The sequence below is a fragment of the Cyclobacterium sp. genome, from assembly GCF_014762705.1.
In the GTDB taxonomy this organism is placed as follows: Bacteria; Bacteroidota; Bacteroidia; order Cytophagales; family Cyclobacteriaceae; genus Cyclobacterium.
The window spans coordinates 62,858-79,002 of record NZ_JABURL010000050.1; the positions used below are offsets into that span (position 1 = coordinate 62,858).

The window sequence follows — 16,145 nt, forward strand, 5'->3', positions numbered from 1 at the left end:
AGGGATAATATGGAATTATTTAATTTAGCTATACGGTCAATATTTATTGATAACATGGTATTTGCCTACTTTCTTGGCATGTGTTCCTTTTTAGCAGTATCCAAAAAAGTAAGTACTGCTCTTGGACTTGGCGCAGCGGTTATCTTTGTATTGACCATTACCGTGCCCCTCAACTGGCTTTTGAATGAATTTATTCTAAAAGAAGGAGCATTGTCCTTTTTAGGAGCCTCTTTTGCTACCATAGATCTTACCTTTCTCAGGTTTATCATGTTTATTGCCATTATTGCGGCCATGGTTCAGTTGGTAGAAATGGTGGTTGAAAAATTTGCCCCGGCACTTTATGGTGCTCTGGGTATATTTCTCCCTTTGATCGCTGTTAACTGTGCCATCCTCGGTGGTTCGCTATTCATGGCTCAAAGGGATTATACCCTGGCTGAATCAGCGGTGTATGGGTTCGGTTCAGGTACAGGTTTTTTTCTGGCCATAGTTGCTCTTGCTGCCATTAGGGAAAAATTAAAGTACTCAAATGTGCCCAATGGGCTAAAAGGATTGGGAATCACCATGCTGATAACAGGGCTAATGGGAGTTGCCTTCATGTCCTTTATGGGTATTGATTTGTAATTACTCGGTTTATATTCACTCTGAATAAGCATAAAACCCTGTTCACAATCATTGTTGAACAGGTTTTTTTTTGTGTTTATATTTACATTTTAACCCGTTACAGCAATGTCTGATTTCACATCAAAAAGAATTCTTGGTTATTTCCTAAGAGGTTTGCTCTTTGTGGTGCCGTTTTTTCTTACGGCATATATTATCATTTTGACCGTAAGGTTTTTGGATAATATTATCCCGGTGAATATTCCCGGCTTGGGTATTTTGGTGATGTTGGTTTTCATCACCCTGGTAGGGTACCTGACCAGTATTTTTATTACCAAATCTATTTTTGAGCAATTGGAGAAACTTGTATTCAGGATTCCATTGGTCAATATTCTTTATACCAGTATCAAGGATTTGATGTCTGCTTTTGTTGGAGACAAAAAGAAGTTTAATACCCCTATAGTGGTGAAGCTATCCGAAAATATGTCCCGACTGGGATTCATGACCCAGGATGATTTATCGGTTTTGGATTTGGAAGATCTGGTAGCCGTTTACTTTCCCCATTCTTACAATTTCAGCGGTAACCTTTACCTGGTCCCGAGAAGCAATATTAAGCGCCTTAAAAATGTGAACAGTACCGAAATCATGAAATTCATCGTATCAGGAGGTGTTTCTCACCTGAGTTATTACCATCCGGAGGCCAGAATTAAAAAGCCTTCCGGCAAACCCAGCCCTTCTTCAGATATTCATTGATATGTACAGTATCCCGTTTAATCGTCCTTTTTTCACCGGAAATGAATGGAGCTACATCCAGGATGCCATGAAGGATGGAAAGTTATCGGGCAATGGAAAATATACCGGAAAATGCCAGCAATTTTTTGAAAGTAAATATGGCTTCGGGAAAACCTTTTTGACACATTCCTGTACGCGGGCACTTGAAATGGCTGCTATATTGATGGGGCTTGGACCTGGGGATGAGGTGATATTGCCCAGTTATTCCTATGTCAGTACTGCCAATGCCTTTGCCTTAAGGGGCTGTACACTGGTTTTTGCCGATAGCAGGCCGGATTATCCGGTAATTGATGAAACTAAACTTCAAGATTTGATTAGCCCCAGGACCAAGGCACTGGTTATTGTGCATTATGGGGGCATGGCCTGCAAAATGGAGATTATCAGCAAATTGGTCGAAGAGAATGACATTTATTTGATAGAAGATGCTGCTGCTGCCCTAGATGCCTATTATCAGGGAGAGGATGGAAAAATAATCCCTTTGGGAAGTATGGGGCATATGGCCGCTTTTTCCTTTCATGAAACAAAAAACATCAGTTGTGGGGAAGGAGGTATGTTGGTTGTGAATGATGCCTCTTTTAACAAAAAGGCTTTGGAAGTTTGGAATAGAGGGACCAATAGAAGTGCTTTTGAACAAGGCATTCACAAGTCCTATGAATGGGTAAGCTTGGGGAGTGCTTTTGCCCCTTCCGAAATCAATGCAGCATGGCTTTGGGCCCAATTGGAGCAATTGGAAAATAGTCAAAAAAAACGAGAGGCGATCTGGAATTGGTATTTTGAAAATTGTCATTCATTATTTCCTTCTTTTGACGTGGAAAAACCGATCGTTCCAAATTATGTCCACCATAATTTTCATGTTTTTTACCTGCTTTGTACTGATGCTGCTCAGAGAGGAGATTTGATCAATCATTTAAAAAGCAAAGGGATTTTATCGGTTTTTCACTACCAGTGCCTTCACCAAAGCCCCTATTTTCAGGATCAATACAAAGGTAAGCCCCTGAACCAGGCAGAAAAATACCAAAACAGGCTTTTGCGGCTTCCTCTTTTTGCTGACTTTGAAAAGGAAAAGTTTGAAAAACTATTGTTGGAATAGAAAAAACAGGAAGAAAAAAGGCCCTTAATCAAAGGGCCTTTGTAATATGCAAACAGAAATTAAATTTTAAATCTGAGCTTCTAACTTATCGGCAAGTACTGACTTGGGCACTGCTCCGATCACTTTATCCACCACTTGACCATCTTTGAAAATCAACAGTGTCGGGATGCTTCGAATACCAAATTTAGAGGCGATATCAGGATTAGAATCTACATCCAACTTGGTGATGGTGGCCTTTCCCTCATAATCTGCTGCCAATTCTTCCACAATTGGCCCAATCATTTTACATGGTCCACACCATTCTGCCCAAAAATCCATCAATACGGGTTGTTCTGATTTGATGATCTCATCAAAATTGGTATCTGTTATTTCAATTGCTTTAGCCATTTTCTTGTAATTATGGTTTTCTGAAAATATATATTCTAATCCGTTTCTGTCGCAATTAGTTCCGGAATGTTGTTATAATTTTTTCCATATTGGGTTTAAATGATTTTATAGGCTACCTCAGGGATTTGTTCCAGGGCCTGAATCAAATCGTTGGAAGGGTCTATCCGGTATTTGGAGGACATCAGGTCCAGGGTGATATTTTCCTTACTATCGATGACATTGATATAGAGTTTTGCCTCCCCTTTGTATTTTTGGGTGATTGCCTCCAATTTTTCCATGAGTTCCAGCCCCAGGTCATCCAAGTCAATATGTACCCTTACCCCTTTGATCATTCTGCCCCTGATATCGTTCAATAAGGATATTTGGTTGAGCTTGAATTCGTACTCTCCCGGTTTATATTTATTAGGATGGACACTTCCGGAAAGGAATAAAAACCATCCGGTCATAAAATATTCCTTGAATTTCACATAATCTTCACCAAATAGGAAAAAGGTATGGGCTCCATGGTAATCCTCCATTGTCAGGGTTCCGAATGGTTTTCCATTTTTAGTGGTTCTGTGGGCAAAGGAGGTTACCGCACCTGCCAATTTGATTTCACCTTTGTTCTTAAAAGACGAAATGTCGGCAAGTTCAGGTAATTTGGCATTGGTAAAGGCTTCGATTTCAACTTTAAATTGGTCCAGGGGGTGACCGGAGATGTAAAGGCCCACGACTTCTTTTTCTATATTCAATTGTTGCAACTGGCTAAAGGGTTCCAGGTCTGAAATAGACGGAACTGGAATATCTGTTCCCCCGCCACCACCAAAGAGCGAAACTTGTGCACTCTCCTCTTCCTGCAATACTTTTTGCGCATATTTTACCGCTTTTTCGAGCAAACTCGCTTCTCCTTCAGGGGCTTCCAGGTATTGTCTTCGGTGAAAGTCGGTAAAACAGTCAAAGCCCCCTGCCATGGCGAGTACTTCCATGGTCTTCTTGTTGACGGCTTTGAGGTTTACCCTCTTTGTAAAATCAAAAATGTTATTATACAGACCTTCTTTTTCCCGCTCCTCAATGATAGCGTTAACAGCGGCATTTCCTGCCCCTTTGATTGCTGCCATGCCGAACCTGACCTGACCTTCTACATTTACGGTAAAGTCACTTTTGGATTCATTGACATCTGGTCCCAATACCTGAATGCCCATCCTTTTGCATTCTTCCATGAAGAAGGTGACCTGAGTGATATCATTCATGTTATTGCTCAAAACAGAGGCCATATATTCCGCTGGGTAGTGAGCTTTTAGATAGGCTGTCTGGTAAGCGATCCAGGCATAGCAGGTTGAATGAGATTTGTTAAAGGCATAGGAAGCAAATGCTTCCCAGTCTTTCCATATTTTTTCCAGTTTTTTGGCATCGTGGCCTTTACTTACTGCCTGGTCGATAAAATTTGGCTTCATTTTATCCAATACGTCTTTCTGCTTCTTACCCATAGCCTTTCGCAATACATCAGCTTCACCTTTGGTAAAACCTGCCAATTTCTGTGAGAGCAACATCACTTGTTCCTGGTAGACCGTAATACCGTAGGTTTCTTCCAGGTATTCCTTCATGTCCTCCAGGTCATAGGATATTTCCTCTGTTCCATGCTTTCTTTTGATAAAGCTTGGAATGTACTCTAATGGTCCTGGCCGGTATAGCGCATTCATGGCAATCAGATCAGCAAAAACTGTAGGTTTAAGTTCCCGCATGTATTTTTGCATGCCTGTGGATTCATACTGGAAAATCCCAACTGTTTCGCCTCTTTGAAAAAGTTCATAGGTCTTTTCATCATCAATGGGGAAGTTTTCAGGATCCAGCAGTATGCCGTGCCGCTCCTTAATGATCCTGACAGCATCTTTGATCAGGGTTAGGGTTTTCAAACCCAAAAAGTCCATTTTTAGCAGGCCGGCACTTTCTACAACCGAATTGTCAAACTGGGTACAGACCATATCAGAATCCTTGGCCAGTGCAACTGGGACGAAATTGGTAATATCATCCGGAGTAATGATCACCCCACAGGCATGAATTCCGGTGTTTCTGACGGATCCTTCCAATACTTTGGCCTGGTTGACGGTTTTTGAATTGTCATCATTTCCCTTTGAAATTCGGATAAGCTCCAGGGCTTTGTCCAGGTTTTCGTTGTTGTTTTTTAATTTTGCTGCCAGTTTTGCCCGGTCATTGGCCAATTCAAAGAGGTTTTTTAATTTGATGTCCGGAACCAGCTTGGCCAGTCGATCTGCCTCAGATAAAGGCAGGTTCAATACCCTGGCTGTATCCCTTATGGCAGATTTGGCAGCCATGGTGCCATAAGTGATGATTTGGGCTACCTGGTTGGCCCCATACTTTTGAATGACATATTCAATTACCCGCTGACGGCCTTCATCATCGAAATCAATATCAATATCAGGTAGAGATACCCTGTCCGGATTCAGGAATCTCTCAAAAAGCAAGTCATAGGCAATGGGATCCACATTGGTGATACCCACGCAAAATGCCACCGCTGAACCGGCAGCGGAGCCCCTTCCTGGCCCCACCGAAACCCCCATATCTCTGGCCGCCCTGGTAAAATCCTGGACAATCAGAAAATAACCAGGATATCCGGTCCTTTCTATGGTCTCCAATTCGAAATCAAGTCTTTCCTTAATTTCTTCAGTAATGGTGCCATAACGTTTTGTCGCACCTGCATAGGTCAGGTGTCTCAGGAAGGCATTCTCTCCCCTGTTTCCTCCGTCTATATCGTCCTGTGGATCAATGAATTCCTGCGGGATGTCAAATTTGGGCAGCAATACATCGCGTTCCAATTTAAAAGCTTCAATTTTATCAATGATTTCACCGGTGCAGCTGATGGCTTCTGGGATGTCTGCAAAAAGCTTTTTCATTTCCTCAGCACTCTTGAGGTAAAATTCCTCATTTGGAAAACCATACCTGAATTCCCGGCCCCTTTTTCCTATGTATTTTTTTGGTTTTGCGACCAGCTCGCCATCCTTTACACAAAGCAAAATGTCATGAGCCTTGGCATCGGTTTTTGCATTGTAATAGGTATTGTTGGCTGCAAAGTAATTGACCTTGTACTTCTTGGCCCATTGCAACAGTACCTCATTGACTTTTTCCTCTTCAGGTATTCCATGCCGGTTAAGCTCTATATAAAAATCCTCTCCAAACTGTTCCAGCCACCAGACGAAGGCTTCTTCAGCCTGTGTTTCTCCCACATTAAGGATCAGGTAGGGAATCTCTCCCCAAAGGCCTCCCGTGGTGGCAATGATATCCCCCTTATATTGAACCAACAGTTCCTTGTCTATTCTCGGCAGGTAGTAAAAACCTTCAATATTGGCATAGGAGGCCAGTTTGGCCAGGTTGTGGTAGCCAGCTTTATTTTTGGCCAGGAGGACAGTTTGAAATCCATCATCTTTGTTGGATTTATTTTTTCGATCTCTGCAAACATTGAATTCGCAACCTATTATGGGTTTGATACCCTGATTAAAGGCCTCCTTAACAAAATTAAATGCCCCCATCATGTTTCCATGGTCGGTCATGGCCAGGGCCGGCATGCCCAGTTCTTTGGCCCTTCGGATCATGACAGGGATTTCGGAGGTGGCTTGAAGGATGGAGAATTGGGTATGAACATGTAAATGACTAAAAGTGGTATCGGCCAGGTCAGAGATATCCGCCTCCACTGCTGCTCTCAGAATATCTTTTGCAGCTACTTTCTTTTCATCCTTTGCTCCTGCGAAGTTAGCTTCATCCAGTTGGGGAGATTCATAGATAACCTCTTCAGGGCTTATACCAGCTGCAGGAGCCTGCACCCTTTTCTGGATCAGGCCAAAAAAGCATTTTGCTGTCGCATCTACATCATAGGCAGCATCATGGGCATCCCCAAATCCTTCTCCAAAAAGTTTGGTGTGCAATTCCAGTAAGGTTGGCCATTTGTACTTTCCGCCTTTACCGCCAGGTATGGCACAGAATTCTGTGGAAATATCTTTGGTATCGAGCGAGCCTTTTTCCAAAGGCGAGATGGCACGATTACTTCGCAGTAATTCAGCACCTACAATGTTGATGTCAAATCCAATATTGTGTCCCACAAGGTATTGAGAACCTTGCAAGTCTTTTTCAAATTCCTCCAGAACCTTTTTTAGCTCATGCCCTTCCTTTAGTGCCCTTTGGGTAGAAATACCATGAATTTTCTCGGTGTTGTACGGGATGGTAAAGCCATCAGGCTTTACGATAAAATTATTTTGGGAAAGCAGGGCCCCTTTTTCATCGTGAAGCTGCCAGGCCAACTGGACCAGGCGGGGCCAGTTTTCCAAATCCGACATGGGAGCATTGTAATTCCTGGGTAAACCAGTGGTCTCGGTATCAAAAATGAGGTACATACAAGTTCGTTTTTCTATTGAAGGATGGGGCAGTGTGTAAAATCTCTGTGCCTGGAACCAGAATTTGTTTTTACTGGCATTTATACCGTAAACTATGGTTAACGGCTTAAATTATAATAGAATAAATCCCGTAAAGAATTTACCAGGATGAAGCTACAGAATTGTAGTTTTCCAGATAACCAGACCCTTTGTCGTTACAAAATTCCCCGCAACATCCCATGTTTTTCACAACTTTAAAAATACATGGAATAATGGGGATCTTCCAAGTAATGTCAAAAAAATGATTCCTAAAAAAAGCCCACCCGCTGCCAGTCAGCAGGGTAGGAATTTTATAAAATGACATTAAAGGTATGATACTATTTGTTAATGCTAAATTGATCTACCGTTTCTCCTTCCAGATTTATGGTTGTTGCATTCAGCTGGTCTCCATCAATGGTGACGTACTGGTAAAGGTGTTCGCCCGGAAACTGAACTTCCGCGTAAGATTCCTTGTCTATTCCTTTATTCTTTCCTGTAGTGCCAATTGATATCCAATAAATGGTTCCTTCTTCCGGTGAATTTTTGACTTCACCGTTATAAATGGGTTTTGAGCGCATGTAATAGTGAAAATGCCCCCCTAGAACCATGTCAACATGGTATGCGTCGAAAAGCGGACCCCAGAGGCCCTGAATTTCCGGGTAAGGCTCCACGGCATTGTAAGGGGGGAAATGGAAAACGGCGATTTTCCAGGTAGCTTCCGATCCACTCAGTTTTTCTTCAATCCATGCGGTTTGGTCACTCAAAGGAAGGGTGGCATCAATCATGAGAAATAGCGTGTTTTGGTAATTGAAAGCATAGGTCCTTCCTGCTATTTCCGGATTTGGACTATCGGAAGGCAGGCTCAGCATTTCTTCGTACATCCAGGCTCCCAGCCCATCCTGGCTGTCATGATTGCCTGGAACTGCCAAAAAAGGCTTTCTGGAAATGGGACCTCCGGCATAGGCAAAAAGTTTGTCCCAATCATCCCTGTATAACCCGGTGTCGACCAGGTCACCGGAGGAAAAATAAAATGCTGCACCGGGATGTTGTTTTTCAGATTTTTTGATCAGGTCACCCCAAATTGCTGAATTGTGAATATCTCCAAACCAGGTGAAAGAGAAAGCCTTTTTCTCCCTGGCTGCAGTGAAGAATGTTTCAACGGATGACCAACCTGCGGCATCATTTCCCACCATATATTCGTATTTGGTATCCGGACCAAGCGCTTGGAGCTTTGCCGTAAAACGGTGCATGTAGCGGTCATTTTCTAAAAGCCGATCCTCCATTAGAAATTTTTCTGCCGTAGTCGTTAATGTATCGGTTGACCCTTCAGACCAGTATTTCACAAATCCTTCAGGAACCGTTTCATCGGTGCGCCACTGAATGTCCATGGTACTGGCAGGATCTCCGCTCCAGGTCAACACGACCTGGTCAGGCTTTTTGCCAGTAGGAAAATCAGTGGTACGGAATGCATTGACGATATGTGCCTCCCTGGCTCTCCCCCGAATGGTGGTCAGCAATTGCTGCCCTTCGAGAGCCTCTGGTACCTGCGTAAGTGTAAGCCCATCCCAGTCATGGTAAGTGAATGCACCGGTTTCAAAAGTTTCTATGTGCTGGTTTTCCGGAAAAATAGGAGTGATTTCCAAATTCTCTTCCTGGTTTTGAGGGGCAAGTGCTACAAAATATACGGGGCGGTGTTTGCCAAAGCCATTGATGCCCAGGTTTATTTCCCCGGAATCATGGTTTTTTTGCCATACTTCATAGGTATAGCTTCCATTTTTGACTTCCATATCCGTCTGGTTAAACCCCGAGGGTTTCAGCCAAAATGGGATCTTTTCCTGTGCTTTATCCCGCATTAAAGAAATGGTTACCGGAACATTTACCTTCATTTTCCAATACTGAGTGGCCAGCGCAGCTTTTTCTTCCTCACTGAGGTATTGTTCAACGAATTCATGAGAGATGGTGTCCAAAGTTTCTTTGTCCCAATCTGCATATAGTCTGGTAACAATATCATCCATGGTTGCAGATACCGGAGGCAAATTTTCAGGGATATTTCCGTCAGGACCACATGAAATTAAGATTAGGTTGAGCAACAGGACTGCGTAAGTAATTTTTTTCATAAAGAGTTTTACATTTTTAAAGAGCAACATCATTTTGCCAGACTCATTTTTATTTTAATACAGCAAACGGGGGAAACAGGCCATTTAATGAATTGTTAAGTTGCTTAACAATTTTTTCATCACAATTTGAAAATAATAAATAGTCTTTTTTTCCAGGACCTGGTATATACCGTGGAGGGCAAACACATGAAAAAGACAAAACCAGGAGCTCTGTTTCAGCGGCTTGTAAATAATAAGATTTCCAGGGATGAGTTTGAGGAGTTGTTGCAGGGCATGGAAGACCAAGAGATGAAAACCCTCCTTGAGGCGAGTATGAAAAAATATTTTGATGAGATTTTGACTCAATATGAAAAGGAAAAAAAAATAAAAAAGTCGTAAATGTATCCGTCACAACGGATAAAGGTAATGGATAATGATCAAAATGATTGGTTGTTCCAGATAAGCCTCAGGTTCAGAAGGGGCCCGGTTTGGATGAAAAATTCCAATAAAATAAAGGAAAGCTAAATTAAAACTGTAAATCAATTTAATGAGTTATGAAAAAACGCCGTACTAAAAAAATGTTGAAGTGGATGGTACCACTTCTATCGGTAGGACTGGTTTGTTCCGGTACCTTACTTGCGGGGGCAAACAACCTTCCGGGTACCAGTTTAGGAAATCCAATACATGCCTCTGGCCTATTGGAAGATGAAATTGCTGTTACTATCACAGGAACAGTGACTTCTCAGGAAGACAATGTCGGTATACCCGGTGTAACTGTTTTTGAAAAAGGAACGAATAACGGAACTGTAACCAATGCAGATGGTGCTTACAGGATAGATGTGGCAGGGCCAAATGCTGTTTTGATTTTTTCATTTGTCGGTTTCGAAAGTCAGGAAGTGACTGTTGGCAACCGAACCACCTTAGATGTTACCCTGCAGGAAACAGCAACAGATATGTCTGAAGTGGTAGTGACTGCCCTTGGAATCGAAAGGGATCAGCGTTCACTGGGCTATGATGTTTCCAGTGTAGAAGCAGAAGACATTACCCAGGTAACCCAGGAAAATGTATTGAGTTCCCTGGCAGGAAGAATGCCGGGCGTGACCATCAATCAGACCAGTGGACCTGGGTCATCCATGAGCATGGTGATCAGGGGAGCTACTTCCCTGACTACGGACAACCAGCCCCTATTTGTAGTAGATGGGGTGCCCATGTCCAATTCTCTGAATAACATTTCCCAGAATGGGGATGGTAACCAGGTTGATTACGGTAATGCCATATCTGATATCAATCCGGATGACATTGCCAATATCAGTGTATTAAAAGGTCCCAGTGCCGCAGCACTTTACGGAACCAGGGCAGGTAATGGAGTTGTATTGATCACCACCAAATCAGGAAGCAAACGAAAAGACATGGGCGTTTCCTTTTCTACCAGTAACGTATTCGAAAGACCTACACGCCTACTGGACTTTCATTACCGCTATGCCAATGGCAACAGGGAAGGGGTATTCAATGAAGGATCCGCTTATTGGGGTGGTCCCCAACTTGATGCAGGAAATACAGCCATTCAGTGGAACAGTCCTGTGGATGAGAACGGGAACAGAATTCCTACTGAGCTAAGGTCCTATCCAAATGCCATGAAGGATTTCATGCAAACGGGGGTGACTTCAACAAATAATCTGGCAGTTAGTGGAGGAAATGATGACGCCACTTACAGGGTCTCCTATTCCAATATGTTGCACAAGGGAATGATCCCCAATTCCGATCTTTTCCGAAACAACATTTCCACCTCGGTTTCCTACAACATATTGGAAAAGCTGACTTTCAGTTCAAACTTTAATTACAGCAACAGCCAGTCCAATGACCGGCCCAGTACAGGGGACAGAAGAGCTAACCCACTTGAGGCCATTTACAATTCTTCATATGTAAATTTTGAAGAGATGAGAAACATATGGGTTGAAGGACAGGAAGGTATCCAGCAAATTCGGACAACTGCAGGCGATAATCCTTATTTCATTGCCTACGGAATTGAAAATTCATTCCGAAGGGACAGAATATTTGGCAATACCTCACTGGATTACAAATTCAATGACAGCTTTAATATTACTGCAAGGTACTCCCTGGACAGATCGAATGAGAACAGGGAGACGAAAATTCCTTTCAGCTACAGCCGAATGGCGAGAGGTGGATACTACACCACTGACTTGTTGACTCAGGAGTCCAATGCGGATATTCTGGCCAGCTACAAGCAGGATTTTGGAAAACTGGATTTTAATGCATCTGCTGGTGGAAACATCATGACGCGTTTTGGCTCCAGCAACAGCGTAGGCGTAGGTGGAAACCGAAATAACGGCCTTGTAGTTCCCGGTATTTATAACGTGCAAAACATTCCTGCGGATAATCGTTCGGTGAATAGTGGGTATTTCAAAAGATCCATCTACAGTATATACGGTTTGGCTTCTTTCGGATTTGCAGACCAATTGTACCTGGATTTGACGGCCCGAAATGACTGGTCTTCTACCTTACCCGCTGCAAACCGTTCGTATTTTTATCCATCAGCCTCTTTAAGCTGGTTGGCCAATTATACCTTTAATTTGCCTGAGAGCATAGACATGCTTAAAGGTAGGATTGGATGGGCACAGGTAGGTAATGATACCGACCCCTACCGATTGGTTCAAAACCTAAGTACCGGATTGTACAACAATATCAATACCGCTGCTATGCCCTCGGGTTTGTTAAACCCAGATCTTAAGCCTGAGGAAGCCACATCAATTGAAGTAGGTGTGGATTTAAATATGTTTCAAAACAGATTGCGGTTTACAGGTACCTATTATACTGTAGATAACCGAAACCAGATCTTTGCAGTAAACCTTCCCCGTTCCTCTGGATTTAGCAGTAGGTTGATCAATGCCGGATTGATCCAAAGCCGGGGTTTGGAATTTACCCTGGGAGGCACACCATTGAGCAGGAATGGCTGGAATTGGGATATTAACCTGAACTGGAGTAGAAACCGAACCAGAGTGGTGGAGCTGAGCGATAACCTGGACCGAATCATCCTTTGGGGTGAAAATGATGCAGGAGCGATTACCTTCCTTGGAGAGAACATCGGAGATATGTATAGCTCGGGCTTTGCTCAAGTGGAGGATCCTAATTCTCCCTACTATCAATGGCCAATTTTGACCAGTACGGGCGAATGGCAAGCATTCCGTGGTGTTGATGAGGAGCTTCGCAAAGTAGGGAATTTCAATCCGGACTTTATCCTGGGGGGCCAAACCAGTTTGAGCTACAAACGATTGGTATTGAACGCCAGCTTCGATTGGAGAAGTGGCGGGGAGTTCATGTCCTTTACATATCGATACGGAGAGTCAGACTGGAAATCTCAGCGTCAGTTGGACAACCTGATTCCTGGTGGATTGTATACCGATGCCGAATTGGTGGAGCTATTGAAATCAGATCCGGATAAGTACATCATTCCACGACCAGGTAATTTCCCAAGAGTGGGTGGGCATACTGCTGAGACAGGAGGTTTTCCTGTGGATGAAAATGGAAATGACGGTGCCTTTATACCAGGTGTGATTCAAACTGCGGGCCAGGATACGCCTGATAACTATGCAGATGATGTATATGAAGAACATCTTGGAGGGCCAGAAACCAATATCTACCCCATTACCAATACTTATGCCTGGAGGTTCAATGAGCAGGTTACCTTTGATGCCTCTTTTATTAAACTGAGAGAACTTTCTCTTGGTTATCGAATTCCGGATTTCGGCGCTTTCAGAAATGCCACCTTTGCCATCTACACAAGAAATATCATGTTGTGGACCAAGGCTGACATTGGTATTGATCCGGAAAGGGCCTTCTGGGCCGGAGGGGGAAGCCAGGGAGATACAGCGTCTCAGTTCCGTCAGGGAATTGAAAGGCAGAATGTAATGCCCTGGAGTGTTCCGGTAGGGTTCAAACTTAATTTTAATTTGTAAATTCCTTTAATATACAAATCATGAAGCATTTATTTGATTTTCGAAAAATAGCTTTATTCGTATTCGGATTGGTCCTATTCTCGGGTTGTGACGAGAAACTAGATGAGATGAATATCAATCCTTATGGAATAGAGCCTTCCAATGCCAATCCGAATTTGTTGATGCCAACGGTATTGTCTTCCGCAGCCCAGGATTATGTAAACCTGGGTTACAATGACCTGGCAGGTGCTGTTCAACATACCCAAAAAAATGGCTGGTACGGTGGACACAACCATTATGAATGGAGCAACCGGAACTGGACAGGCTGGTACGATATATTACGCACCAATGAGCTGATGATCCGCAGGGGACAGGACCTGGAAAATGAATTCTTTGAGGGGATGGGTTTGACCATGAAATCCTTTGTATTTGGTAATATAGCAGACCTTTGGGGAGATGCGCCTTATACGGATGCACTGAAGGGTGACCAGGGAGGAGAGGAATTTCAATACCCTGAATTTGATAGCCAGGAAGTGATATACGATGGGATCATAGCAGATCTTCAGCAGGCAGTTCAGATTCTTGGCTCAGCCTCCAATGAAGGGGTTACAAATGGCAATGACCTGTACTACGGCGGGAATACCCAAAACTGGCAGCGATTTGCCAATTCACTCTTGCTGAGATATTACATGCGCCTTTCGGAGAAAAAACCTGATGTGGCCAGGGCAGGAGTCGAAGCCATCTATAGCAGTGGCATTTATATTGATGACCCCTCTCAGGATGCAACATTGGATTACACCGGAGGGGCCAATGATCAGTGGTTATCCAGGCATGTGAGACTCAATCCGGATGATTTTCAGCGGTACCAGGCCTGCCAGACTTTCATAGACCAGTTGACTGAGACCAACGACCCCCGTTTGACCGTATGGTTTGATTCGGTGCGGGTACAATGGGTAGCTGATGAATCCCTTGCTACAGCCAGAGAAGATTTTATCAGAGCGGATGGGGAGCCTTTGAGCGTGGAAACATATCCTTATGATGATTTTGTAGAATTGTATGCCGATGTGAAATTTACCAGGCGGTACAATCCTACTCTGGTAGAAGAGGATTACAACGATGACCTTTATGTAGGCCTTCCTCCTGGAATTACCGTTCCAGAATCTTATAACGGTAATCCTTCACCAGGTCAGGGAACGCAAAACCAGCATGTTTCTCAGCTTGCTCCTATTTACAGCACCGAGGGATCCCCAGGTGATATCTTGAAGGCCAGGATCATATCCGCAGCAGAAGTGAGCTTTATCTTTGCAGAAGCTGCCTTGAAAGGCTGGAATGTGGGAGATGCCGAAACCCATTACAATAAAGCCATAGAGCAGTCGCTGGAAACCTGGAACAGGGCTGATGAGTACAATTCCTTCATCAGTCAGCCGGAAATCAGTTTTAACAATTCATTGGAGCAAATAATGGAACAAAAATGGGTGGCCAGCTGGACAGCTGCTGCCGAATCCTTTGCTGATTTCCGAAGAACAGGATATCCTGCACTGGAGGCAGGTCCACTTTCTCCTCAGCCAGAGGTGGCCATCAGGTTCCAATATGGTAACGACGAATACAATAACAATTCAGAAAGCATTGAGGCTGCACTGGATGCGGGAGGCCTTGAGGTGACTCCGTATTCCGGAAACTTCGGTGCCGATAGTCCCTGGTCCAAGCCATGGTTGTATCAGGGCACCAATGTTCCATTTTAAGATTTAATCTCATTTTTTTCTAATCACGATAAAGGTTCTTCGCCCCGTTTTGGAGCGGAGGACCTTTTTTATTTAAAAATTTAAATTTCAAATGCCATTCCTGAAACACAGGAGTATTAAATTCTCCTTCATTAATCCTACAAACTTATGATTGGGCAGCATGAAATTCTAAGTGCTGCCCTTTTTGGTCCATGAGGGATGTCTTTTTTCTTTTGGAAAACTTTTGAATGGGAAAAACTATCTTCATGGTGGCTCAAAGGGAAGAAACGTTCTTTGTTTTTAGACTCGCAAAAAGGTCGGGAGGAGGTTGGAGAAGTTTAGCTACAAAAAACCACTTACATAAATAGCCGTCTAATAATGTCCATAAGCTGAAATAACAGTAACAATCACTTTCTCCCCATCAATTGAATAAACCAAACGGTGTTCTTTATTTATTCTTCTTGACCAATAGCCAGAAAGGATATTTTTCAATCTTTCTGGTTTACCTGTGCCGGTCTCCGGATGTTCTTCAAGTTCATCCAACAATTGATCGATCTTTATAATAAGCTTTTTGTTTCCAGATTTTTAATGTCTCAAGAGGCCCTTTTCGGCAATTTTAGTAAAGACTACTTTAAAACTCACAGACCGAGCATTTTTTTACGTTCTTTTTTGGTCATTTCGATAATTTCCCCCTCCTTGGACTGTTTTACACCCTCAAGTATTTCTTTTACATTTTTTGGATTGTCGAAATATGGATCTCCGCTTGGAGAAGGATTTTCCTTTTTTGCCAACTCCCACTCTCGAAATGATACGTTGTACCTTCGGGCAAGCTCCCTAAACTTCTCCAGTATTTCGATTTTATCGCTCTCTATTTCAAATAGTTGCTTCATAATCCAAATTTAAGATTTAATTATTAAACGATGCAAATATTAAAGAGATTCAAAGTTGTGCTTCTTTTCTCATTCCTGTCTGCAGATTAACTTTTAACTGAAAAAGGAAAAACTATCTTTATGATTGTCCACAGGGGCGAAACGTTCTTTATAAAGGTTGTGAGGGGGGTGGAAAAGCTTCGGAAATTGTTGTGCAGGGGCATACCGCTATGGGTTCCA

The 16,145-nt window shown here is 43.1% G+C and carries 10 protein-coding genes and 1 pseudogene; 6 read left to right on the plus strand and 5 right to left on the minus strand.

Annotated elements, in window-relative coordinates; translation table 11 throughout:
- Positions 1 to 9 precede the first annotated feature (9 nt).
- From nqrE to rffA, 3 genes are all read left to right on the plus strand, one after another.
- Positions 10 to 621 carry an NADH:ubiquinone reductase (Na(+)-transporting) subunit E gene (gene nqrE / locus HUJ21_RS09530; protein WP_166150137.1) on the plus strand — a complete coding sequence of 204 codons (612 nt, stop codon included), beginning with the start codon at positions 10 to 12 and terminating at the stop codon, positions 619 to 621.
- 105 nt (positions 622 to 726) lie between these two features.
- Positions 727 to 1,350 carry a DUF502 domain-containing protein gene (locus tag HUJ21_RS09535; protein ID WP_291369144.1) on the plus strand — a complete coding sequence of 208 codons (624 nt, stop codon included), beginning with the start codon at positions 727 to 729 and terminating at the stop codon, positions 1,348 to 1,350.
- A 1-nt stretch (position 1,351) separates the two neighbouring features.
- Positions 1,352 to 2,479 carry a dTDP-4-amino-4,6-dideoxygalactose transaminase gene (rffA, locus tag HUJ21_RS09540; protein ID WP_291369146.1) on the plus strand — a complete coding sequence of 376 codons (1,128 nt, stop codon included), beginning with the start codon at positions 1,352 to 1,354 and terminating at the stop codon, positions 2,477 to 2,479.
- Between the two features lie 66 nt (positions 2,480 to 2,545).
- Here rffA and trxA read toward each other — a convergent pair whose 3' ends face one another.
- The 3 genes from trxA to HUJ21_RS09555 all read right to left on the minus strand — a co-directional run bounded on the left by trxA (position 2,546) and on the right by HUJ21_RS09555 (position 9,383).
- Positions 2,546 to 2,896, minus strand: coding sequence for a thioredoxin (trxA, locus tag HUJ21_RS09545; protein ID WP_291369299.1), 351 nt, complete (start codon positions 2,894 to 2,896; stop codon positions 2,546 to 2,548).
- A 65-nt stretch (positions 2,897 to 2,961) separates the two neighbouring features.
- Positions 2,962 to 7,248: a DNA polymerase III subunit alpha gene (gene dnaE / locus HUJ21_RS09550; protein ID WP_291369148.1), complete on the minus strand. Its 4,287-nt coding sequence runs from the start codon at positions 7,246 to 7,248 to the stop codon at positions 2,962 to 2,964.
- A 356-nt stretch (positions 7,249 to 7,604) separates the two neighbouring features.
- Positions 7,605 to 9,383 (minus strand): metallophosphoesterase family protein, encoded by a 1,779-nt coding sequence (locus HUJ21_RS09555; RefSeq protein ID WP_291369150.1) that lies wholly within the window; start codon positions 9,381 to 9,383, stop codon positions 7,605 to 7,607.
- Between the two features lie 186 nt (positions 9,384 to 9,569).
- Here HUJ21_RS09555 and HUJ21_RS09560 point away from each other — a divergent pair, with 186 nt between their 5' ends.
- The 3 genes from HUJ21_RS09560 (at position 9,570) to HUJ21_RS09570 (ending at position 15,057) form a co-directional block, all read left to right on the plus strand.
- On the plus strand, positions 9,570 to 9,761 hold the full coding sequence (locus tag HUJ21_RS09560) for a hypothetical protein (protein WP_291369152.1): 192 nt from the start codon (positions 9,570 to 9,572) through the stop codon (positions 9,759 to 9,761).
- 155 nt (positions 9,762 to 9,916) lie between these two features.
- The gene (locus tag HUJ21_RS09565; RefSeq protein WP_291369154.1) at positions 9,917 to 13,336 is read left to right on the plus strand and encodes a SusC/RagA family TonB-linked outer membrane protein; all 3,420 of its coding nucleotides are present in this window, start codon (positions 9,917 to 9,919) and stop codon (positions 13,334 to 13,336) included.
- A 20-nt stretch (positions 13,337 to 13,356) separates the two neighbouring features.
- Positions 13,357 to 15,057: a SusD/RagB family nutrient-binding outer membrane lipoprotein gene (locus HUJ21_RS09570; protein WP_291369157.1), complete on the plus strand. Its 1,701-nt coding sequence runs from the start codon at positions 13,357 to 13,359 to the stop codon at positions 15,055 to 15,057.
- Between the two features lie 351 nt (positions 15,058 to 15,408).
- Here HUJ21_RS09570 and HUJ21_RS09575 read toward each other — a convergent pair.
- Together HUJ21_RS09575 and HUJ21_RS09580 are read right to left on the minus strand one after the other, a co-directional pair.
- Positions 15,409 to 15,603, minus strand: a pseudogene (locus HUJ21_RS09575) (Txe/YoeB family addiction module toxin); the annotation flags it as partial.
- Positions 15,604 to 15,674: 71 nt separating this feature from the next.
- Positions 15,675 to 15,926, minus strand: a complete 252-nt coding sequence (locus tag HUJ21_RS09580) for a hypothetical protein (RefSeq protein WP_291369159.1) — start codon at positions 15,924 to 15,926, stop codon at positions 15,675 to 15,677.
- Between the last annotated feature and the right edge of the window lie 219 nt (positions 15,927 to 16,145).

What these genes read in the sequence shown, in the direction of transcription:
- nqrE (WP_166150137.1), top strand. Translation starts at nt 10, where the DNA reads ATGGAATTATTTAATTTAGCTATACGGTCAATATTTATTGATAACATG.
- HUJ21_RS09535 (WP_291369144.1), top strand. Translation starts at nt 727, where the DNA reads ATGTCTGATTTCACATCAAAAAGAATTCTTGGTTATTTCCTAAGAGGT.
- rffA (WP_291369146.1), top strand. Translation starts at nt 1,352, where the DNA reads ATGTACAGTATCCCGTTTAATCGTCCTTTTTTCACCGGAAATGAATGG.
- dnaE (WP_291369148.1), bottom strand. Translation starts at nt 7,248, where the DNA reads ATGTACCTCATTTTTGATACCGAGACCACTGGTTTACCCAGGAATTAC.
- HUJ21_RS09555 (WP_291369150.1), bottom strand. Translation starts at nt 9,383, where the DNA reads ATGAAAAAAATTACTTACGCAGTCCTGTTGCTCAACCTAATCTTAATT.
- HUJ21_RS09560 (WP_291369152.1), top strand. Translation starts at nt 9,570, where the DNA reads ATGAAAAAGACAAAACCAGGAGCTCTGTTTCAGCGGCTTGTAAATAAT.
- HUJ21_RS09565 (WP_291369154.1), top strand. Translation starts at nt 9,917, where the DNA reads ATGAAAAAACGCCGTACTAAAAAAATGTTGAAGTGGATGGTACCACTT.
- HUJ21_RS09570 (WP_291369157.1), top strand. Translation starts at nt 13,357, where the DNA reads ATGAAGCATTTATTTGATTTTCGAAAAATAGCTTTATTCGTATTCGGA.
- HUJ21_RS09580 (WP_291369159.1), bottom strand. Translation starts at nt 15,926, where the DNA reads ATGAAGCAACTATTTGAAATAGAGAGCGATAAAATCGAAATACTGGAG.